Source organism: Candidatus Avoscillospira sp. LCP25S3_F1 (assembly GCF_052117125.1).
In the GTDB taxonomy this organism is placed as follows: Bacteria; Bacillota; Clostridia; order Oscillospirales; family Oscillospiraceae; genus Avoscillospira_A.
In genome coordinates this window covers 214,548-233,215 of sequence record NZ_JBQKJT010000003.1, presented here as the reverse complement: position 1 = coordinate 233,215, position 18,668 = coordinate 214,548, and the positions used below count along the sequence as shown (strand labels likewise).

General features: G+C 60.8%; 25 protein-coding genes. All 25 read left to right on the top strand.

Going from position 1 to position 18,668, the window contains the following annotated elements; genetic code table 11:
- Positions 1–2 precede the first annotated feature (2 nt).
- Positions 3–350 (top strand): hypothetical protein, encoded by a 348-nt coding sequence (locus ACTQ33_RS04060; RefSeq protein WP_441462431.1) that lies wholly within the window; start codon positions 3–5, stop codon positions 348–350.
- On the top strand, positions 334–1,134 hold the full coding sequence (locus ACTQ33_RS04055) for a rolling circle replication-associated protein (protein ID WP_441462429.1): 801 nt from the start codon (positions 334–336) through the stop codon (positions 1,132–1,134). The genes ACTQ33_RS04060 and ACTQ33_RS04055 overlap by 17 nt, the downstream gene beginning before the upstream one ends.
- A 75-nt stretch (positions 1,135–1,209) precedes the next feature.
- The gene (locus ACTQ33_RS04050) at positions 1,210–1,407 is read left to right on the top strand and encodes a cysteine-rich KTR domain-containing protein (RefSeq protein ID WP_441462427.1); all 198 of its coding nucleotides are present in this window, start codon (positions 1,210–1,212) and stop codon (positions 1,405–1,407) included.
- 71 nt (positions 1,408–1,478) lie between these two features.
- Positions 1,479–1,844, top strand: a complete 366-nt coding sequence (locus ACTQ33_RS04045) for an HNH endonuclease (protein WP_441462425.1) — start codon at positions 1,479–1,481, stop codon at positions 1,842–1,844.
- A 208-nt stretch (positions 1,845–2,052) separates the two neighbouring features.
- Complete coding sequence (locus ACTQ33_RS04040) at positions 2,053–2,538, top strand: phage terminase small subunit P27 family (protein ID WP_441462423.1); 486 nt, start codon at positions 2,053–2,055, stop codon at positions 2,536–2,538.
- Positions 2,531–4,276: a terminase large subunit gene (locus tag ACTQ33_RS04035; RefSeq protein ID WP_441462421.1), complete on the top strand. Its 1,746-nt coding sequence runs from the start codon at positions 2,531–2,533 to the stop codon at positions 4,274–4,276. Before ACTQ33_RS04040 ends, ACTQ33_RS04035 begins: the two co-directional genes overlap by 8 nt.
- Positions 4,277–4,307: 31 nt before the next feature.
- A complete protein-coding gene (locus ACTQ33_RS04030) occupies positions 4,308–4,490 on the top strand; it encodes a hypothetical protein (protein ID WP_441462419.1) in 183 nt (60 codons plus the stop codon).
- Positions 4,487–5,791, top strand: coding sequence for a phage portal protein (locus tag ACTQ33_RS04025; RefSeq protein WP_441462417.1), 1,305 nt, complete (start codon positions 4,487–4,489; stop codon positions 5,789–5,791). The genes ACTQ33_RS04030 and ACTQ33_RS04025 overlap by 4 nt, the downstream gene beginning before the upstream one ends.
- Positions 5,788–6,486 (top strand): head maturation protease, ClpP-related, encoded by a 699-nt coding sequence (locus tag ACTQ33_RS04020; RefSeq protein WP_441462415.1) that lies wholly within the window; start codon positions 5,788–5,790, stop codon positions 6,484–6,486. The genes ACTQ33_RS04025 and ACTQ33_RS04020 overlap by 4 nt, the downstream gene beginning before the upstream one ends.
- 12 nt (positions 6,487–6,498) lie before the next feature.
- Positions 6,499–7,698, top strand: coding sequence for a phage major capsid protein (locus ACTQ33_RS04015; protein WP_441462413.1), 1,200 nt, complete (start codon positions 6,499–6,501; stop codon positions 7,696–7,698).
- 2 nt (positions 7,699–7,700) lie between these two features.
- Positions 7,701–8,027: a head-tail connector protein gene (locus ACTQ33_RS04010; RefSeq protein WP_441462411.1), complete on the top strand. Its 327-nt coding sequence runs from the start codon at positions 7,701–7,703 to the stop codon at positions 8,025–8,027.
- Between the two features lie 3 nt (positions 8,028–8,030).
- On the top strand, positions 8,031–8,594 hold the full coding sequence (locus ACTQ33_RS04005; protein ID WP_441462410.1) for a hypothetical protein: 564 nt from the start codon (positions 8,031–8,033) through the stop codon (positions 8,592–8,594).
- On the top strand, positions 8,594–9,052 hold the full coding sequence (locus ACTQ33_RS04000; RefSeq protein WP_441462408.1) for a hypothetical protein: 459 nt from the start codon (positions 8,594–8,596) through the stop codon (positions 9,050–9,052). Before ACTQ33_RS04005 ends, ACTQ33_RS04000 begins: the two co-directional genes overlap by 1 nt.
- Positions 9,053–9,055: 3 nt before the next feature.
- The gene (locus ACTQ33_RS03995; RefSeq protein WP_441462406.1) at positions 9,056–9,541 is read left to right on the top strand and encodes a phage tail terminator family protein; all 486 of its coding nucleotides are present in this window, start codon (positions 9,056–9,058) and stop codon (positions 9,539–9,541) included.
- Positions 9,522–10,583 (top strand): phage tail sheath C-terminal domain-containing protein, encoded by a 1,062-nt coding sequence (locus ACTQ33_RS03990; protein WP_441462404.1) that lies wholly within the window; start codon positions 9,522–9,524, stop codon positions 10,581–10,583. The genes ACTQ33_RS03995 and ACTQ33_RS03990 overlap by 20 nt, the downstream gene beginning before the upstream one ends.
- Before the next feature lie 12 nt (positions 10,584–10,595).
- On the top strand, positions 10,596–11,027 hold the full coding sequence (locus ACTQ33_RS03985) for a phage tail tube protein (protein ID WP_441462402.1): 432 nt from the start codon (positions 10,596–10,598) through the stop codon (positions 11,025–11,027).
- Positions 11,024–11,428 (top strand): phage tail assembly chaperone, encoded by a 405-nt coding sequence (locus ACTQ33_RS03980; RefSeq protein WP_441462400.1) that lies wholly within the window; start codon positions 11,024–11,026, stop codon positions 11,426–11,428. Before ACTQ33_RS03985 ends, ACTQ33_RS03980 begins: the two co-directional genes overlap by 4 nt.
- A 155-nt stretch (positions 11,429–11,583) precedes the next feature.
- Positions 11,584–13,665: a tape measure protein gene (locus tag ACTQ33_RS03975; protein ID WP_441462399.1), complete on the top strand. Its 2,082-nt coding sequence runs from the start codon at positions 11,584–11,586 to the stop codon at positions 13,663–13,665.
- A complete protein-coding gene (locus tag ACTQ33_RS03970) occupies positions 13,665–14,696 on the top strand; it encodes a LysM peptidoglycan-binding domain-containing protein (RefSeq protein ID WP_441462397.1) in 1,032 nt (343 codons plus the stop codon). The genes ACTQ33_RS03975 and ACTQ33_RS03970 overlap by 1 nt, the downstream gene beginning before the upstream one ends.
- A gap of 4 nt (positions 14,697–14,700) precedes the next feature.
- Entirely contained in the window at positions 14,701–15,672 is a 972-nt protein-coding gene (locus ACTQ33_RS03965; protein WP_441462395.1) for an XkdQ/YqbQ family protein, read from the top strand.
- A 10-nt stretch (positions 15,673–15,682) separates the two neighbouring features.
- Entirely contained in the window at positions 15,683–15,946 is a 264-nt protein-coding gene (locus tag ACTQ33_RS03960; protein WP_441462393.1) for a hypothetical protein, read from the top strand.
- Positions 15,943–16,353, top strand: a complete 411-nt coding sequence (locus ACTQ33_RS03955) for a DUF2634 domain-containing protein (protein WP_441462391.1) — start codon at positions 15,943–15,945, stop codon at positions 16,351–16,353. The genes ACTQ33_RS03960 and ACTQ33_RS03955 overlap by 4 nt, the downstream gene beginning before the upstream one ends.
- The gene (locus ACTQ33_RS03950; RefSeq protein WP_441462389.1) at positions 16,350–17,384 is read left to right on the top strand and encodes a baseplate J/gp47 family protein; all 1,035 of its coding nucleotides are present in this window, start codon (positions 16,350–16,352) and stop codon (positions 17,382–17,384) included. The genes ACTQ33_RS03955 and ACTQ33_RS03950 overlap by 4 nt, the downstream gene beginning before the upstream one ends.
- Positions 17,381–18,064: a putative phage tail protein gene (locus ACTQ33_RS03945; protein ID WP_441462387.1), complete on the top strand. Its 684-nt coding sequence runs from the start codon at positions 17,381–17,383 to the stop codon at positions 18,062–18,064. The genes ACTQ33_RS03950 and ACTQ33_RS03945 overlap by 4 nt, the downstream gene beginning before the upstream one ends.
- Positions 18,061–18,660, top strand: a complete 600-nt coding sequence (locus ACTQ33_RS03940; protein WP_441462385.1) for a phage tail-collar fiber domain-containing protein — start codon at positions 18,061–18,063, stop codon at positions 18,658–18,660. The genes ACTQ33_RS03945 and ACTQ33_RS03940 overlap by 4 nt, the downstream gene beginning before the upstream one ends.
- The last annotated feature ends 8 nt before the right edge of the window (positions 18,661–18,668 follow it).

Below are 18,668 nucleotides of genomic sequence, written 5' to 3'. Positions count from 1 at the left end.
TCATGGAGATTGCAAAATACATCGTTACCGACCGGGCGACTGGCCGGGAGCTGGTCCGGGGCACGGCGCAGCAATGCGCCGCCGCCTTGGGAATGACATACAACACCTTTCTGGCCATGGCCAGCCGCTCCAAGCAGGGCCGCACCCGATATCAGATTGAGCGGACCAACGGTAAAGCGAAAGCCCCGCCGCCCTATCCCTGTAAGGGCTGCGTCTGGATTGCACGCTGTGACCATACCGGCCAGTGCTGCGACGCCTGGCGCAGATGGTTTACTGCCAACTATGACAACGCCGCCCGGCAGCTCCGGGCAGCTGCCCAGCAAAGGAGGGCAAATGGCGAAAGCGATTAAGCACATTAAGGCCGGTGAACTGCACATTGAGGTCATCGGCCAGATTCCGGAAAAGGAATACAAACGACGATCCGCCCGGTCACGGTCCACCTCTCCGGCCCAGGCGTTTTACAATGAGAAAAGGAGTTGGCAAGAGTTGGAACTTATGATTGCTGCCAATTTTACGGAAAGAGACTTGGTAATTACGTTCACCTACGACAACGAGCATCTTCCCGCAAATAAAGAGGCTGCGCAGAAAGAAATGCAAAAGTTTATCCGAAAGCTGCGGACTGTGCGAAAGAAGCGCAGTCAGGAGTTACGATATGCCTATGTTACCGAGGGCTATCACAAAAAGGGTATTGCGGGATTTTTGGAAGAGGATGGAGAATGGGAAGATGCGCGGCTTCACCATCATGTTGTACTCAATGGTGTGGGGCCGGGCGACTGTGAAGAGATTGCAAGTCTTTGGGGGCGTGGCCTGATCCGGGTGGAACCGCTGGAACTGCGCTATGTGCGGGAGCTGGCCAAGTACATGACCAAGGAGGCCCGGGACTTTGGCAGACCCAAGCCCGGCGAACGAACATGGAACGCATCCCGGAATTTGAAAAAATACGAGGTGACCTATGATGAGATCAGCAGCAACAGCGTGACATTGACGCCGCCACCGGGCGCGGAGTATTGCACCTCTTTTGACGAGGTCAACCCCTACGGCTTCGGCCATAATGTTGGAATCCGCTACTTCCTGCGGGAGCAGCAACCGGCGCAGCGATACTCTTATAACCTGGGCAGGCGACCGCGCAACTGAACAAGGCCCCTATTCTTTTTGACTTGAAACACCTCTTAATAATCCAACCAGAGTATAGAATGGAGGACAGAGCCATTGCAAGAGAATCTGATTTGTGCTACAATTAGTCCCAAGGACGGATGGGTCATGTGCCCCCAATGCGGCAAGGGAAAACTCCTGATGATCTTGCCGGATACCACCGTCCGGAATCTGCCGTGCAAGTGCAAACGCTGCCGACAGGAATTTTTAATAACCGTTGTGCCTGTGCCCGAGACCAAAGTGTCCAGCGCCTGAGCCTGATGTATTTCCCACCGGGGAACGTCACGGCTCAGGCGCTTTTTTGTTTTGCCTGGAGGTGATAGCCCATGGCACAAAAACCCCTGCGGCCCTGCCGCCATGCCGGATGCGCTGCACTGACGCGCACCGGCTGGTGTGACCGCCACAAGCCTAAGCCGGTGCGGAAACGCTCAGCGGCGTACCACGACTGGTACCTGCTGCCCATCTGGCGGGACAACCTGCGGCCCCAGCAGCTCCTGCGGGAGCCCTTTTGCCGGGCCTGTGCTGCCCAGGGCATCCGCACCCCGGCCACGGTGGCCGACCATGTCCGGCCCCATCGTGGCGACTGGTCACTGTTTACAGATGCCGCCAATCTGCAAAGCCTGTGCGAGCGGTGCCACAACCGCAAGACCATGCAGGAACAGCGGGAATTGTCACGAGAAAACCGCCGATGATCCCGCCGGATTGGCGGCACCCTTGGGCGCGCACGCCTGCCTGGACGTGAGCGCGGGTGCGCACAGGGCAAGTCTCCGACTTGCGGGACCTCCCCCCCCGGGTGGAGAAAGTTTTGGGGGGCTTTGCGGGAAACCAAAGGCGGGGCTCGGTGAGAGATTTTTTCCCCACGGAGAATGGGCCCGAGGGGACCGGGAAAGGAGGTGGCCCATGTCGGGGCCGAGACAAAAGCTCAGCGTTCTGGAGGGCAACGGACGCAAACACTTGACCAAGGCTGAAAAGGCCGACCGGGCGGCGCGGGAAGTCAATCTGCCCAAGCCTGAGACCATGGAGGTGCCCAAGTGGCTGCCGGCAAAATATCGGAAGGCGTTCCGTACCCTGGCCCAGGAGCTGCTGGACGCCGATATGGGGCTGGCCCAGCTGGACGCCGATACCCTGGGGCGCTATGTGGTGGCCCAGGCCAACTATGCAGCCATGATTTCCACCATCCGCACGGCCTTGACCGATCAGGATGTGGAAGCCCTCAAGGAAGCTACCAAGATTCAGGACACTTACTTCAAGCAGGCCCGGGCCAGCGCCAACGATCTGGGCATGACCATCACCAGCCGGTGCCGTCTGGTCCTGCCGGAGGGCCGCAAGCCTACGGAGGAGAATGCCTTTGAGAAGATGATGCAGGAGCGGATGCAGCGTGCCTGATCTGCTGACTTTGGGGCCTGTGACGGTTCCCGCCCCCGATGACGGGACGGTGCTGCGGTACAACGCCCAGGCTGTCCAGGATGTGGTGGACTTCTTCTCCATCCTCTGCTACGGCCAGAACGAATGGGCCGGGCAGCCCTTCCAGCTGCTGCCCTGGGAGCTGGACGCTATCACCCAGTTTTACGGTATCCAGGAACAGGACGAGGACGGCCAGTGGTATCGCCACCGCCGCTTTTTCTACAACGAGCTGCCCAAAAAGAACGGCAAGACGGAGCTGGCCGCCGGTCTGGGCCTGTACCACCTGCTGTGGGATGGGGAGCAGCGGCCCAAGGTGGGCATCTTCTCCAGTGATAAGGAGAACGCCTCCCAGGTCTACGACGCCGCCAAGTTCATGGTGGAGCACACCTGTCTGGGCCAGCCGGAGCACGATCCCATCGCCTGGGCCGTGGATTCCCGCCGGGAGATTCACACCAAGTACGGCGGTGTTCTCAAGGTCTACTCCGCCGACGCACAGACGAAACACGGCTACAGCTTTTCCGCCATCATCTTTGACGAACTCCACGCCCAGCCCAACCGCAAGCTGTGGGACATCCTGACGGCAGGCTCCAACGCCGCCCGGCGGCAGCAGGCGGTTATTGTCCTGACCACCGCCGGTGACGATCCCGACCGCAAGAGCATCGGCTGGGAGATTCATGAGAAGTGCCGCCGCATTCTGGCATGGCGGCGGGGGGAACCGGAGCGGGAGCTGGACAACGACGATCCAGCCTGGTGCCCCATTATGTTCGGCGTTTCGGTGCTGACCGGCGATGACCCGGACAAGATTTCCGCCCTGGACATCTACGACGAGGAGGTGTGGCGGGCCTGCAATCCCGGCCTGGGCCATAACCTCCGGCTGCGGGATTTCCGGGCAGAGGCCCGGGCCGCCAAACAGAGCGAAGCGGCGGAACGGCTGTTCCGTTGGCTGCGGCTTAATCAGTGGATATCCACCAAAGCTGTAGGCTGGCTGCCCCTGGGCCTTTACGACAAGACCCAATGCAACCGGGACGCCTGGCAGGGGCTCAATGTCATGGCCCGGCGGCAGGCTCTCCGGGACGAACTGGTGGGTAAGCGTTGCTATGGCGGACTGGACCTGTCCACCACCACCGACCTGACGGCGTTGACGCTGGTATTCCCGCCCCAGCAGGGACTGGAGCAGGGCGTCACCCTGTTTTGGGCCTGGCGGCCCGAGGAGGGCGTGGTGGAAGCGGAGCAGCGGGACCATGTGCCGTATCGGGACTGGGCCCGGGCTGAGTTCCTGATTCTCTGCCCAGGCGATATGGTGGATTTTTCGATGGTGGAGGAGGTCATTCTCTGGTGCATGCGGACGTTCCGCCTGGAGATGCTGGGCGTGGACCCATATCTCAGCCGCACAATCACGCCCCGGCTCATGGAGCAGGGCGTCAACGTGGTGGAAATCCCCCAGGACATGAAAAACCTGTCCCCGGCCATGAAGGAGCTGGAGCAGCTGCTGCGCTGCCGGGAGATGCTCCACGAACACAACACCGCCGCCCGGTGGTGCTTCGGCAATGTCCGGTGCGCCGTGGACGGCAACGAGAATATCAAACCCATGAAAAACCGCAGCATTGGCCGCATCGACATGACGGTGGCGTGGATTATCGCCATGGCTGTATGGCTGCTGCAACGGAATCAGCCGCCGGATTTGGCCCAGGCTCTGAGCCGCCCCGGCTTCACCCTTTGATTGTGTCCAATTTGGACACCGGGAGGTATGTATGAACGATTGGAAAAAAGGTGTGTCGAAGTACGCCACAGATCTGGTGATGATTGGCGGTGCTGCGGCGGTGGTCGTCGGCATCGGTCTTATCTATGTCCCTGCGGGTATGATTGCCGCCGGTATCCTGGCCATGGCCGGGGCCATGCTCAGTATCCTGGGCGGCGGAGGTGAAAAGCAGTGAGTGTTTCCAACGGACTGCGGGCCGTGGCCCGGTCTCCCTCCGGGGGACAGCGGGTACAGAACGCCATCACCGTGGACACCCTGACCGCCGCCGGTGCCCTGCCGGTGGGCGAGGCGGGCAATGAAACCTTTGCCCGCAAGCTCAGCGCTGTGGACCGCTGCATCGAGATTCTCAGCGATTCCATGGCCAAGCTGCCCACCTACTGCGTGGACCGGGCCAGCCGGGAGCGGGTGGACCTGCCCTTGCTGACAGTCCTCAACGTCCGGCCCAACGAGGCCATGACGCCGTTTATCCGAAAGAAGCTGCTGGAGACCAGCCGCCTGGTCACCGGCAACGGCTACGACTGGATCATCCGGGACCCCTACACGGCCCAGGTCCGGGAGTTGATTCCGCTACCCGGCCATCTGGTGACGCCCTGGCGGGACACCAACGGGCGGGTCTGGTATCACGTTTGCCACCCCTACAGCGGCAGCGTCTTTACCCTGTCCAGCGCCGATATCTGCCACTATAAGGGGGCCACCCGGGACGGCCTGAAAGGCATTTCCGTCCTGCGGCGGGCCAGCGAGGTCATTGCATCGGCCCGGGCCCGGCAGCAGCACGACCTGTCCTATTATCAGCACGGCGGCCAGCCCAGCGGCGTCCTCAAAACCGACGCCGATCTCAGCGGCTACGCCAAGGACGCAAATGGCGACATCCTCCGGAGGGCCGACGGCACCGCCGTCACCCTCAAGGACCAACTGCGGAGCGAATGGGAGCGGGTCCACTCCGGCCCCACCAACGCCTTTAAGTTGGCGGTGCTGGATTACGGCCTGGACTACAAGCCCCTGGCAATCAGCAACCGGGATGCCCAGTTTATTGAGAGCCAGGAGGTGGCTATCCGGGACATTGCCCGATACTTTGGTATTCCCCTGTACAAGCTCCAGGAGGGTAAGCAGTCCTACAGCAGCAATGAGCAGAACGCCATCGAGTACGTTGTTTCCACCCTGCACCCCATCGTCACCCAGTATGAGGAGGAAACCACCTGGAAGCTGCTCTTTGCCGGACAGGTGGCGGCGGGCCTGGAATTGCGCATCAATATGATGGCCGAGCTGCGGGGCGACAACGCCGCCCGTGGTGCCTGGTACAAAACCATGTGGGAGATCGGCGGTTTCTCCGTCAACAACATTATGCAGCTGGAGGATATGCCCGACGTGGAGGGCGGCGACGAGCGGATGGCATCGCTGAACTATGTCCCGCTGTCCATTTGGAAAGAGCTGTCCCTCCAGCGCAATACCAACCGCAACGGAGGTGAAACAACATGAGAGTGACCCTCAACGGCATCGTTTCCAGTGACGATGACAAGTTGCTCTATGACTGGTTTGGCTATACGGCTTTTTCGCCCCAGCAGGTGCGGGACGCCGTGGCCAACAACCCGGAGGGCGAGGAACTGGTGCTGGAGATCAACAGCCCCGGCGGTTCCGTCTTTGCGGGTGCGGAAATGTACTCGGTGCTGAAAAGCTGCACCATCCACACCCGGGCCGAGATTCAGAGTCTGGCCGCCAGCGCCGCCAGCTATTTGTGCCTGGGCTGCGATACGGTGGCCATCTCCCCGGTGGCCCAGATGATGGTCCATCTGCCCACCACCCGCACCGACGGCGACCGGACGGCCCACCAGCGTTCCATTGGGATGCTGGATTCCACGCGGGAGGCCATCCTCAATGCCTACGAACTGAAAGCCAAGGGCAAGAGTGACCGGGCCGAGCTGCGGCGCATGATTGCCGCCGAAACATGGCTCAGCGCCCAGGATGCGTTGGACCACGGCCTGGTGGATGAAATTCTGGGCCAGGAGAGCCAGACGGCCATGAGCCCCGGCGCTCTGGTCAACGCCTTTGGACTGCCCGACATTGACGCTTTGCGGGCGGCCTACGACCGGGCCAACCCCCAGAAGCCCCAGCAGACAGCAGAGCCGGATTGGCGCATGGCGGCCCGTCTGGAACTGGAAAAATACAGAATTTGATGGGAGGACCTTATGAAACAGAAACTGTACGACCTGATGAACCGGCGCACCGCCCTGATCCAGCAGGCAGAGGATGCCCTGAACGCCAACAACCACAGCGGTTACCAGAGCGCCATGGAGCAGATTACCAATCTCAACCAGGAGATTGCCGATGTCCAGGCCCTCCTGGCCGAGCAGGATAAGAAGATGCTGACCGCCCCGGAGCCCACCGGCAGCGAGGCGGAGGACATTGCCAGCGAGCGTGTTTCCGCGCTGATGAAGGGCGAGGAGGTCAAATTTACGGTCAATGAGGTACGCCGTGCCCTGTATAACCAGGTGACCGTAGCCACCGGCACCATCGTCCAGCCCACCGGTGTTGGCACGGATATCCGCGACCCCCTGGGCAATGTGGTGCCATCCATCGTGGACCGGGTCCGTACGCTGGATTTGACTGGCCTGGGCAGCTGGCAGGAGCCCTACGTTATCACGGAGCTGGACGCCAAGGGCGGCAAGGTGGAAACCACCTCCGGTACGGCCCGCACCGCTTCCACCGACCCCACCTTCGGCGTGGCGGAGATCAAACCCTATGAACTGACTGTGACCACTTTTGTGGACCGGAACATTGCCCGGTTGTCTCCGACCGCCTATTACGAGAAAATCCAGGGCATGGCCATGCGGGCTATGCGCCGCAATCTGGCGGCACTGATTGTCAACGGCGACGACCCCGGTACCCCCGTGTTCTACGGCGTTACCAATGCCAAGAACAAAGCCGCCGCCAATATCTTCGCTGAGGAAACCCTGGGCACGGCGGTGGACGTCAACACCCTGGACGCCCTCTACTTTGCCTACGGCAGCGACGAGGCTATGGGAGCGGGGGCACGGCTGCTGCTGACAAAGCCCATCCTCAAGGCTCTGGGCGCTCTGCGCGGCACTAACGAAAAGCGCCGTCTGTTGGAAATCGCTCCCGACCCCACCAACCCCAACAGCGGCACCATCCGGGACGGCGGTGTGATCCTGCCCTATGATCTGGTCAAGGCCGTAGGCGATGACAAGATTCTGTATGGCGACCCCATGAACTTCGAGGTGGGGCTGTTTGGGGAGTACACCATCCGCCTGGATGAGTCTGTCAAGGCCGTGGAGCGCATGGTGGCCATTCTGGGCGATGCCTTTGTGGGCGGCAATCTGGTGGTGGACAAGGGCTTCGTGGTCGGCAAGATCGGCGGCGGTGACTGACCATGGCACTGACACCGGAGCGGCTGGCGTCTCTGCTGGCCTACTGCCGTATCGAGGAGCCCACCGACGAAGAGCAGGCAACGCTGGAAACGCTGTATGATGCCGCCGTGGCCTACATGGACCAGGCAGGCATTGCCCCGCCCCCGGTCGGGACGCCCCGGGCAGCTCAATATGATCTGTGCATCAACTTTATGGTGCTGCGGGACTTTGATTTGCGGGATGCCGTCATCACCGGGACGGCCACGGAAAGCCCGGCTTTTCGCTCCATGCTGAACCAGCTGAAACTGTCGGAGCCGATTGTGTCCAATTTGGACACCGGGGAGGGCTGAGCCATGGGCGCACGCTATGTGGGCGCGGGTACGTTGAGTGAACCGGTGCAGATTCTGACGATGCAGGAGACGGAGCCGGGCCGGTGGCAGTGGGTACCCAGCCGCAAAGCCTGGACCCAGGTGGAACAGACAGCGAAGACCAATCTCTTTTCCAGGGTGGGCGTGGGTGCCAGGGATGCTGCTGTGGTGCTGCGCAGACAGCCCCTGACGCTCCACCAGGCCCTCTCCTGGAAGGGGCAGCACCTGTTCCTGACGGCCATTACCGACCGGGGCCGGATGCACCTGGACGTAAAAGCGGCGCTGGTGGACCTGGTGGAGTGCCAGGCCGACCCGGTGGAGGACGGTCCCCACTTTCCCGGTGTGCTGACGGAAAAATACATCAAGCATGAGCAGCTGGAGCCCCTGGCCGTCAATACCACAGCGTTTGTCCTGGTGACGCCCAAGGTCATTGACCTGGAGGAGGGACGGCTGGTGGAGGTTGCCGGGGTGCCCTATGAGGTCCAGACAGCCCACCGGCTGGACCGGTACAAAAATGAGTTTGAAATCGTGCGAAAGGGGGACCTGTAATGCGGTTGGAAGTGACCTATACCAATAATATCGGTGAGCGGCTGCACGGACTGGCGGCGGAGTTCCGGGCCGTCCGGGAGCAGCTGCTGGACCAGGCGGGCAACCAACTGGAACAGGCCCTGGACCGCAGCATAACGGCCAGCGGTTTGCGGGATATCCACGGCAAGGTCCGCTCCTGGCAGGAAACGAAGAAAGGCAGCGGCGGCGGTTATGTGGCCCTGCGGCCCAGAGCCGGAGAAACCGGCCCCAACAGTCCCGGCGCGATTACGAATTACCTGGAAAGCGGCCACAAGGTCCGTTTCCCCTCCGGCAGGGCCAAACGCTACCGGCCCGAGGTCCATATGGCCCGGGCCAGGGCGTTCAAATTCTACGCCGATACCCAGCCGGTGGCGGAGGAGGTGGCCCGGGAGATGGCCCAGTCCGTCGAGCGGCATCTGGCCGCCTATCTGGAGGGATAGCCCATGGTAACACAAAACGACGTGGTGGCGGCGGTGTCCGCTGCCCTGACTGAGCGATACCCCGACAGCACCGTCTACACCAATCTGGTGCCGTCCAAGTTCCAGCGTCCGTCCTTTCTGGTGGAGAACACGGACATTGTCCTGACGGCTTCCACCGTCTCTACGGTCACTTTGCAGCTCACGGTCCGGGTGGTCTGCTTTGTGGCGGTGGACGAGTACCACAACAGCCAGTTGGAGGTGCTCAACGTCCGGCAGCTGAAAGTCCTGGGCATTTTTGCGCCCCTGTATTTCAAGGTCGGTGACCGGGCCCTCAAGGTGCAGCAGTTGACCGGCGGCAGCGGTGGCCGGGACTGGATAGACGTGACTGCCGTACTGGCCTGGGATGTGGGGATCACCGAACTGGCGGAGATCGTGGAGCCGCCCATGGGCATCATGGAGGAAATCAATCTGAATATGGAGGAATACGACCATGGGAATGCCGAGCATTGACATTATTTTTACCGTGGCGGCCCAGACGGCCATTGCCCGCAGCGAAAAGGGCGTGGTGGCGGTCATCGTCAAGGACGCCGCCAACAACGGCCCCCTGGGTGCCATGACCACCAAGCTGCAAATCCCCGAAGGGCTGACGGCGGCCAATCAGGGATATTTGCAGCGGGCCTTTCTGGGTTACGTCAAGCCCACGCAAAAGGTTATCGGCTATGTGCTGCCCGAAGAAGCGGAGAATCTGACCGAGGCCCTGGACTGGCTGGCTACCCAGCAGTTTGACTATCTGGCGGGCCCGCCGGAGATCACCCCCGAGGAGTGCAGCGCCGTCAAGGACTGGATTGTCACCCAGCGGGAGGAAAATCACGCCATTTTCAAGGCGGTGCTGCCCAACACCGAGGCCGATCACGAGGCCATCATCAACTTTACCACCGACGGCATTAAAGTCGGTAAAGACACCTTTGACGCCGCTGCCTACTGCTCCCGCATGGCCGGTATGCTGGCAGGCACCCCCATGACCTACAGCTGCACCTACGCCCCGCTGACGGAGGTGGAGGACGTGACGCGGCTGACTCAGTGGGATGCCGATGCCGCCGTGGACGCCGGTAAATTCCTGCTGTTCTTCGACGACATGGTGAAAACCGGTCGGGCCGTCAACAGCCTGACCACCATTGTCGGGAAATCCAAAGCCTACCAGAAAATCAAGATCATCGAGATTATGGACATGATCCAGAGCGATTTGCGGCGGGCGTTCCGGGACAACTACATCGGCAAGTACGCCAACAGCTACGACAACAAAATGCTGCTTCAGACGGCGGTTACCAATTACTTTACCACTCTGGCCCGGGACGAACTGATTCAGCCCGGCTTCACAGTGGGCATTGATGTGGAAGCCCAGACCGCCTGGTTGGACCAGAACGGCGTGGACACGTCCAACATGACCACGGAGCAAATTGAGCAGGCCAACACCGGCAGCGAGGTATTTCTCTATGCCGCCATTCAGATTCTGGACAGCATCGAGGACATCAAGGTTACGATTACCGTGTAAGGAGGGATTCTCATGAGCATTGCAGCAAATCGCGTCATGTCCGGTACCTGGGGGCAGGTGTGGGTGGCGTCTGAACTTTGGGCCGAGGTCAGCGCCTTTCAGGCAAAATTCACCTATACCAAGGAAGACCAGCAGATGGCCGGACAGATGGCAGTGGATACCAAAATTGTCAACGCCAAGGGCACCGGCTCCATCACCATCAAAAAGGTATTCAGCCGCACGGCCAATCACAGCAATCAGGTACTGAAAGGCATTGACGAGCGGCTGACCATCGTCGGCAAGCTGGCAGACCCCGACGCCTACGGCGCGGAACGGGTGGCGTTCTACAACGTCAGCCTGGACGAGGAGGCCATCATGGACTGGAAAGCGGGCGGCACCACTGAAATTACCATTCCCTTTACGTTCACCGATCGGGAGTGGCTCCAGGAGGTGCAGCCCACATGAGTGTTCTGGATATTTTGCTGGCAGGCACTGCCCGGAACGTCCAAAAAACGCCCCAGGAGCAGGACTATAAGGTTCTGCGGCTCAGCGAGGAACTGGGCCAGGATGTGGTGTTTAAGCTGCGGGGCCTCAGCTACAACAAGTGCCATGAGCTGGCCGAGCGAGAGGAAACCGACGTTTGGACCGCTTTGGCGGGCGTGGCGGAACCCGATTTGCAGGACCCCCGTCTGGCGGTGCAGTATGACCTGCTCCAGGAGGGGGAAGCCTGGGGCCGCCACGGCGTCACACCCCCTGATCTGGTCAAGGCTATGCTGCTGCCCGGCGAAATTTCTGCATTATCCCGGGCAATCCAACAGCTGAGCGGATACCGGACTATCAGCCTGGAAGCCGTAAAAAAAAATTAGAGCTGGACGCAGACCCGGAACTGAATTTGCTGTATTTCCTCTGGGTGAGGCACAATCTCCAGCCGGGGCAATTTTACGCGCTGCCCGCCGGAGAACGGCTGCTGCTCAATGCCTTTGCACTCCAGGAAGCGGAGCAGCGGAAAGGAGGATAACGCATGGCAGAGGCCAGTGTCGTGGCTACGCTTCGTGACGCCATATCGCCGGAATTGATCCGGATGGAGCAGGCCAATGATAATTTCAACGATTCTTTGGATGAGACGCAGCGGCAGGCGCAGCAGTATTCCCGGCGGCTCTCCCAGTTACTTGAGGGGCAGAGCCGTCTGCAAACCAGCTTGTCTGCGGCACGCCGGGAACTGCGGGAGGCAGAACGGGCCTTTCGGGCCACCGGCGACGCCATGGACGAAGCGCGTCTGGAAGAGGCAAATGAGGAATATAACCGGTTGGCCACAACGCTGTCCAGCGTCCGGCAGGCGGCCAATGATACCCGCCGCGCCCTGTATGATTTGACCGAAGTGGAGAGCCGCCGGAACGGTAATAACCCGTCTCCGAATCCTTCTCCGGACAGCGCTGCCGGCGACAGCCTGCTGTCCCGCCTGAGCGCTGCCGGCGCTACAGCCCTTGTGGGCGATCTGGCGTCTCAGGCTGTCGGTACATTAGCTACCAGCCTGGGCGGCGATACCATGGGCAGTTATGTAAGCAACGCCCTGTCCTATGCCGGTATGGGTGCATCCATCGGCACCGCCATTGCACCGGGTATCGGTACGGCCATCGGCGCTGCGTTGGGCGGCCTGGGTGGCCTTGTAGCAGGCACCATGGAGGAATACGCCAATCGCGATGAAGCATTCAAAAGTTATGTGCAGGATTCTGTCAACGCCATAAAGGAAGAACGTGCATCCTCCATCCAGAACGGCAGCGTTCTGGCGGCCCAGCGGGAGCAGGATGCGCTGGCCTTTGACCAGCTGCTGGGCAAGGGTGTCGGCGCTTCCTACCTGGAGGATTTGCGGGAGCTGTCGGCAGATACTCCCATGACCTACGAGGGTCTGACAGACATGAGCCGGGCCCTGGCCACGGGCTTCGGCGATAATCCGGAGCGGATGCTGAACCTGATGGAAAAACTGGGCGACGCGGGCAGCGCCGTGGGCATCGACGAGAGCGGTATGGCGGAAATGGCAAAATCCATGAGCCGCATGGAATCCAGCGGTAAGGCCACCCTGGAATATTTGAACATTTTCCAGGAGCGGGGCGTGGATGTCATCGGCATTCTGTCCGACGGCCTTGGCAAAACCCAGGGACAGATTTACGACATGATCTCCAAGAGCGAGATCGGCGGCGTGGAAGCCGTGCAGATGATCGAAAACGCCCTTGGAGATATGTACGGCGGGGCCATGGAGCAGCAGTCCCAGACCTTTGCAGGTCTGAGTTCCACCCTGGAGGATATGCAGGCGGAACTCGACGCTGCGTCCGGCGAGGGTTACAACAAAATCAAAACGGAGGGCATGAAAGAGGAAATCGCCTGGATGGACGGGGTATACGGCGATAGGATGAAAGAAATCAACTATGCCATGGGCGCGTGGGAAGCCAGCCTTGAGAATGAAAAGCAAAAAATGATTCGAGATGCTCTGTCCCACGTTTTGGATGACGACGATTATAAAGCGCTCATGGCCGACGGCTCCGATGATGCGTTGGCCCAAGCCGGTGAAATGCTGGCGGCAGCCAAGGTTCAGGCTATCAATGAATACAATGCTACCGAGGGCGCACAGCTGATGGTGCAGTCGGAACTGTCGCTCATTGAGACCGTCCGTGAGAATACAGCGACCAATAATGCCTATTGGGACGCGGGCTATCAGTTGGGCGAGGAATTTTCCAAGGGCCGTGCAGCGGGAATGGCATCTAATTTGCACGCTCCTTCTTCTGCCGCCATCTCCGGAGCCGCAGCTCCATATCTTACCGCATCCCCGTATGCTGCCATTTCCGGTGCTTCCTCCCCCTATGCCGCCAATCTCAAGGCCCACGCCTACGGCCTGGAGCGGGTGCCCTATGACAACTACCCGGCCCTGCTCCATGAGGGCGAGCGGGTGCTGACGGCAGCGGAGGCCCGGAGCGAAAGCCGGGGCAGCGCCGTCCAGATCGCCAAGCTGGCCGACCAGATTGTGGTCCGGGAGGACGCCGACATTGACCGCATCGCGTCGGCCCTGGTGGCAAAACTCCAGGACGCCATGCTGACGGGGGTGCCGTGATGCTGCGGAAAATGATGTTCAAGACCGAGACCGGCCAGGAGATGACCCTGCCGGTGACCCCGGCCAGCTACACCGTCCGTAAGGGCAAGCAGGTACAGACCGTGGACGTCTACACCCTGGGGGCCTATACCGTGCCCACCACCGACGCCCGGGAGACGATTACCCTGGATGTGTTCCTGCCGTCCAGTAACCGCTCCTACTGCGTCCAGTACACGGAGCAGGCGGTGATCCTGGCGTGGCTGCTCCAGCAGATCGAGAACCGGGCCAAGCTGCGGTTTATTGTCTCCGGCACTGCGGTCAATCTGCCGGTCTATTTTACCAACCTGGAATACGGCGAGCAGGACGGCACCAATGACATTTACGGCACTCTGACCATGCAGCCCTATGTGACGCTGGCGGCCCCTACGGTGGAAACGCTGACCACCACGGCCAAGGCCGCTGTCCGGGAGGAAACGGACCGGCAGACCAGCGCCACCACCTACACGGTAAAAACCGGCGATAACCTGTGGAATATCTGCCGCAAATTTTACGGCGACGGTACGCTCTGCTACAAGCTGGCGGCCTATAACGGCATCAAAAATGCCAATCTGATTTATACCGGTCAGGTGCTCAAGATTCCCGACAAGACCACCCTCCAGGGCACCACGGCCACCCAGTCGGCCCAGCCCTCCACCACCGCCGTGGCGGCAGCGGCCAAACAAGACGGAGGCGGCACGTCAGCCGTGGTCAAGCCCACCGTCCAGCCCAGTACCTACCTGGTACGCCTGTCCAATGGAAGCCCGCTGACGGCCTGCCAAGCGTCCTACTCCTGGTCTGATATGAAGACCGGCAAGAGCGGGTCCGGCACCGTCCAGTCCAGTCGGCTAATTACCGTTCCCGCTGGAGCAAGGTTCTATGTCCGCTGGCGGTCCAGTACAACCTGGCGTGTGGATTCTGTGACATTGGATGGCGCGTCAGTAAAAACCGGCGGCGACTATATCATGGTGACGGTCAACGGTCCCAAGACCATCTCCCTGCACTGGACGAGGTGACGCCATGAAGCTACTGCGAACCAACGCCAAAGGCACCCAGGATTTGACCCAGCTGGTCAGCCGCAGCACCTGGGCCGGAGATATCCAGTCCTGCTCCCGGTCTCTGGAAGTTGATCTGGTGTCGCTGCCAGACGTGGAGCTGCCGGAGGCGACAGTGGACCTGGGCGACCATGTGGCGTTCTGGGGCGATACGGACCAGCTGTTTGACGGCTTTGTGTTCTCCGTCCAGACGGCCACCGACGCCCGTACCAAAACCATTCGCTGCTACGACCGGGGCGTCTACCTCAACAATAACCAGGGCTATTACCGCTTCACCAACACCACCCCGGAGGCCGTAGTGCAGCAGTTGGCAGGGGAGTTTGGCCTGTCCCTGGGCGCGATCGCGTCCACGGGCCACCGGTTTTCCCGCAATTTCCTGGGTCAGTCCCTCTACAAGATCATGGCCACCGGATACACTTTGGCGGCAGCAGCCACCGGCGAGCGGTACCGGATCGCCTTTGAACTGGACAAGCTGACGGTCCGCAAGAAGGAGCAGGGCCAATACACCCTGGTCATCAAGGGCGGCTCCAATCTGCTCAGCGCCTCCGTCACCGAGTCCATTGAGAATCTGGTAAACCGGGTGAAAGTGGTCGACGACAGCTACAAACTGGTCACCACCCAGGAAAACGGCAGCCACATCCAGCAATACGGCGTCATGCAGCGGGTGATCAAGCAGTCCGACAACAGCACCGAGGAAGCCAAGGCCCTGCTGGAGGACAACGGCCCCACCCAGAAAATCACCCTGGAGTGCATCGGAGACACCCGCAGTATCGCAGGAACCATGGTGGCCGTCCAGGAGCCGTACACGGGCCTGTGGGGCAAGTTCTGGGTGGACAGTGACACCCACACCTGGGCCGACGGCATTTACACCAATAAACTGGTGCTGAACTTCCAGAACGTCATGGACGAGCAGGAAGTGGGCAACCTGCCGGAGTAAGGAGGCATCCATGGACGAGAATCCCTATCAGAAATTTGTCACCATGTTTCGCAATCCAGACCCCGCCGACGGCTGGCAGCTGTGCGAGGGCAAGGTGATTTCTGTGCGGCCCTATGCGCCATACCGCTTTGAAGTCTTCGGCCTGATCTTCCAGGAGGGCCAGGGCATCCGCTGTAACCAGCAGCTGGTAAACGGCCTGCAAGTGGGCGACCGGCTGCTCTGTCTGGCTGACGCTTCGACCCTGTACATTCTGATGAAGGTGGTGCCGCTATGAGTTTGTTTCCCATGCTGGGCGGCAGCGTCCCCCAGCCATCCCAGACCCTGCCCCTCTATCGGGAGATTATGGCCGACCCGGACACGGGACTGCCCGTGTGGAAAAACGGCAAGCCCGTGGAGGTGGAGGGAGCCGCTGCCGTGCGGCTCTGGGCCATGACGGCGCTGCGGACCATGCGCTATCACCACGCCATCTACTCCGGCCAGTTCGGCAGCGAACTCTCTACCCTCATGGGCCAGGGCTGGTCCTCCGACATCAAGACGGCGGAAGCCCCCCGCATGGTGCGGGAGGCGCTGCTGGTTAATCCCTATGTGTCCGAGGTAACGGACATTGTGGTGGACTTCGCAGACGATGAGCTGCAAATCTCCGCCACGCTCAAAACCATTTACGGGGAGGTGCGCGTTTGAAATCCTTTGAAGAAATTTTGCAGTCCATGAAGCAATCTCTGGCGGTGTCCAATTTGGACACACAGGAGGGCAGCTACACCGATACCCTGATTCGGGCCGTGGCCCTGGAGATTGCCGCCGACTACTTCGACCACGACGCCATGATCCCCGTGTCCTTTGTGGACGAGACCAGCGGCATCTACATCGACCGCCGCTGTGCTGAGTACGGCATCGAGCGGAAACCCGGCACCAAGGCCACGGCTACCGTCACGTTTGCGGGCAGCAACGGCACCACAGTCCCCGCCGGGACTGCCGTCCAGACGGCGGGGGGCCTGGTCTTTGCCACCGACAAGGCCGTTACCGTGGCCGATGGTACCGCCACCGCAGCTGTGACAGCCCAGGACGTGGGCGAGCAGTACAACGTGGAAGAAAACGCCATCACCACCCTGCAAAACTCCGCAGGCGTCACCGTCCAAAGCAGCACCGCCGCCCAGGGCGGTACCGACATGGAGACTGACGCGGCCCTGGTCCAGCGGCTCTATGATCTCTGGCGCAAGCCTGCCACCTCCGGCAACGCTTATCACTATGAAAAGTGGGCTCTGGAGGTGGAGGGCATCGGCAAAGCCAAGGTCTTTCCCTGCTGGAACGGCGGCGGCACCGTCAAGGTGGTGGTCTTGGGCAGCAGCCTGGAGCCGCCCAGCCCGGAGCAAGTGGCCGCCGTGGCGGCCCACATCGAGCAGGAGCGCCCAATCTGCGTGGAGGTCACCGTGGAGGCGGCGGAGACGCTGACCGTGGACGTGACCGCCACCATCGTACTGGATGGCACCAGGAGCGCCCAGGGGGTACAGGAGCAGTTTTCCCAGTTGCTGGACGAATATCTCCGGTCCATTGCCTTTGTCAGTTCTGCGGTCATCTATAACCGCATTGCCTATATGCTCCTGTCCATTGACGGCGTCCAGGACTTTACGGCGCTGACGGTCAACGGCGGCGAGGTCAATCTGACCCTGGCCGATAACCAAGCGCCGGTGCTGGGGGAGGTGACGGTCACATGATTGCCAACCAATATCCCAAGTGGTGGCAGGCATCGCCGGAGACGCTGGCTATCTGGCAGGCCGAAGACACGGAGGCGGCAGCCCTCCGGGCCCACTGGCGGGAGGTGCTGGATCAGTGCAACGTGGAGACGGCCACCTGGGGCCTGGCATTGTGGGAGCGGCAGCTGGACTTGCCCACAGATAGTGGCTTGCCGGATGATCTGCGCCGGTCGAAGATTCTGGCCAAGCTGCGGGGCGTCGGTACCGTGACCTTGGCGATGATGCAGGCTGTGGCCGAAAGCTACACCGACGGAGAAGTGGTGGTCGAGGAATACCCGAAGCAATATTATTTTAATCTCCGGTATCTGGACACCGTGGGCGTTGCGCACCAGGATCAGCTGATGCAGACCATTGAGGAGATCAAACCGGCCCACCTGCAATACCACATCATCCACCAGGTCACAACTACCTCCACCATCTACACCGGCATTGCTGCCCGGCAGGGTGACCGGTACCGGCTGGCCCCGGTGATGTGCAGCGGCTACCGGCAGAATCCCGTGTACTGCGGCATTGCGCCCCGGCAGGGTGACCGCTACCAGCTGCGGCCTCTTTCCTGCGGCCCGCTGCGCCGCGACCCGGTACGGGTGGGGATGGTCATGCGGCAGGCAGACAAAATCATTGTAAAGCAGGTGAACTTATGAGCAAATTGCCCGAATTGACTTTGACCAAAGCCGGTGCGGCCATGCTGGCCAAAACGCCCATTGGTTCGGAAATCCCCGTGACCAAGTGGCGCATTGGTGACGGCCAGCTGCCTGGCGGCGAGGACCCCAGAGACCGGACCCAACTGGTCAACCCCGTCCGGGAGCTGCCCATTGCCAGCGTGGAGAACAACGGCAACCAGTGCCTGATTAAGGGCCAGCTGGTAAACACCGTCATGGATGAATTTACTTGGCGGGAGACGGGTCTCTATGCCACCGACCCCGATGACGGCGAAATCCTCTATGCCTACGGCTACGAGGCCGACGGCGCGGAGATCCCCGCCGGAGCCACCCAACTGCGGGAGATCGAGTTTGGTGTGGAGCTGGTCTTTGATACAGCGGCCAACGTGACGGCAGTCATCAGTAAAACGCTGATCTTCGCCACACTGGAAGATCTGGAGAACTGGCAGTCCAAAGTTGTAGATGAGGCCATGAGCCGGATCATTCGCGGCGATATCACCACAGCGCTGCACGCCGATACAGGAGAGCAGCTGACAACCGATGACGGCATTCAGATCGATGCAGTCCGCATTTTATGAGGAGGTAT

Bases quoted from the DNA above. Each gene is read 5' to 3' on its own strand.
- ACTQ33_RS03955 (WP_441462391.1), top strand. From the start codon at position 15,943: ATGAGTTTGTTTCCCATGCTGGGCGGCAGCGTCCCCCAGCCATCCCAG.
- ACTQ33_RS03970 (WP_441462397.1), top strand. From the start codon at position 13,665: ATGCTGCGGAAAATGATGTTCAAGACCGAGACCGGCCAGGAGATGACC.
- ACTQ33_RS03965 (WP_441462395.1), top strand. From the start codon at position 14,701: ATGAAGCTACTGCGAACCAACGCCAAAGGCACCCAGGATTTGACCCAG.
- ACTQ33_RS04060 (WP_441462431.1), top strand. From the start codon at position 3: ATGGAGATTGCAAAATACATCGTTACCGACCGGGCGACTGGCCGGGAG.
- ACTQ33_RS04015 (WP_441462413.1), top strand. From the start codon at position 6,499: ATGAAACAGAAACTGTACGACCTGATGAACCGGCGCACCGCCCTGATC.
- ACTQ33_RS03980 (WP_441462400.1), top strand. From the start codon at position 11,024: ATGAGTGTTCTGGATATTTTGCTGGCAGGCACTGCCCGGAACGTCCAA.
- ACTQ33_RS04005 (WP_441462410.1), top strand. From the start codon at position 8,031: ATGGGCGCACGCTATGTGGGCGCGGGTACGTTGAGTGAACCGGTGCAG.
- ACTQ33_RS03995 (WP_441462406.1), top strand. From the start codon at position 9,056: ATGGTAACACAAAACGACGTGGTGGCGGCGGTGTCCGCTGCCCTGACT.
- ACTQ33_RS04045 (WP_441462425.1), top strand. From the start codon at position 1,479: ATGGCACAAAAACCCCTGCGGCCCTGCCGCCATGCCGGATGCGCTGCA.
- ACTQ33_RS03945 (WP_441462387.1), top strand. From the start codon at position 17,381: ATGATTGCCAACCAATATCCCAAGTGGTGGCAGGCATCGCCGGAGACG.
- ACTQ33_RS04020 (WP_441462415.1), top strand. From the start codon at position 5,788: ATGAGAGTGACCCTCAACGGCATCGTTTCCAGTGACGATGACAAGTTG.
- ACTQ33_RS03985 (WP_441462402.1), top strand. From the start codon at position 10,596: ATGAGCATTGCAGCAAATCGCGTCATGTCCGGTACCTGGGGGCAGGTG.
- ACTQ33_RS03960 (WP_441462393.1), top strand. From the start codon at position 15,683: ATGGACGAGAATCCCTATCAGAAATTTGTCACCATGTTTCGCAATCCA.
- ACTQ33_RS03990 (WP_441462404.1), top strand. From the start codon at position 9,522: ATGGGAATGCCGAGCATTGACATTATTTTTACCGTGGCGGCCCAGACG.
- ACTQ33_RS04030 (WP_441462419.1), top strand. From the start codon at position 4,308: ATGAACGATTGGAAAAAAGGTGTGTCGAAGTACGCCACAGATCTGGTG.
- ACTQ33_RS03975 (WP_441462399.1), top strand. From the start codon at position 11,584: ATGGCAGAGGCCAGTGTCGTGGCTACGCTTCGTGACGCCATATCGCCG.
- ACTQ33_RS03940 (WP_441462385.1), top strand. From the start codon at position 18,061: ATGAGCAAATTGCCCGAATTGACTTTGACCAAAGCCGGTGCGGCCATG.
- ACTQ33_RS04010 (WP_441462411.1), top strand. From the start codon at position 7,701: ATGGCACTGACACCGGAGCGGCTGGCGTCTCTGCTGGCCTACTGCCGT.
- ACTQ33_RS04040 (WP_441462423.1), top strand. From the start codon at position 2,053: ATGTCGGGGCCGAGACAAAAGCTCAGCGTTCTGGAGGGCAACGGACGC.
- ACTQ33_RS04000 (WP_441462408.1), top strand. From the start codon at position 8,594: ATGCGGTTGGAAGTGACCTATACCAATAATATCGGTGAGCGGCTGCAC.
- ACTQ33_RS04055 (WP_441462429.1), top strand. From the start codon at position 334: ATGGCGAAAGCGATTAAGCACATTAAGGCCGGTGAACTGCACATTGAG.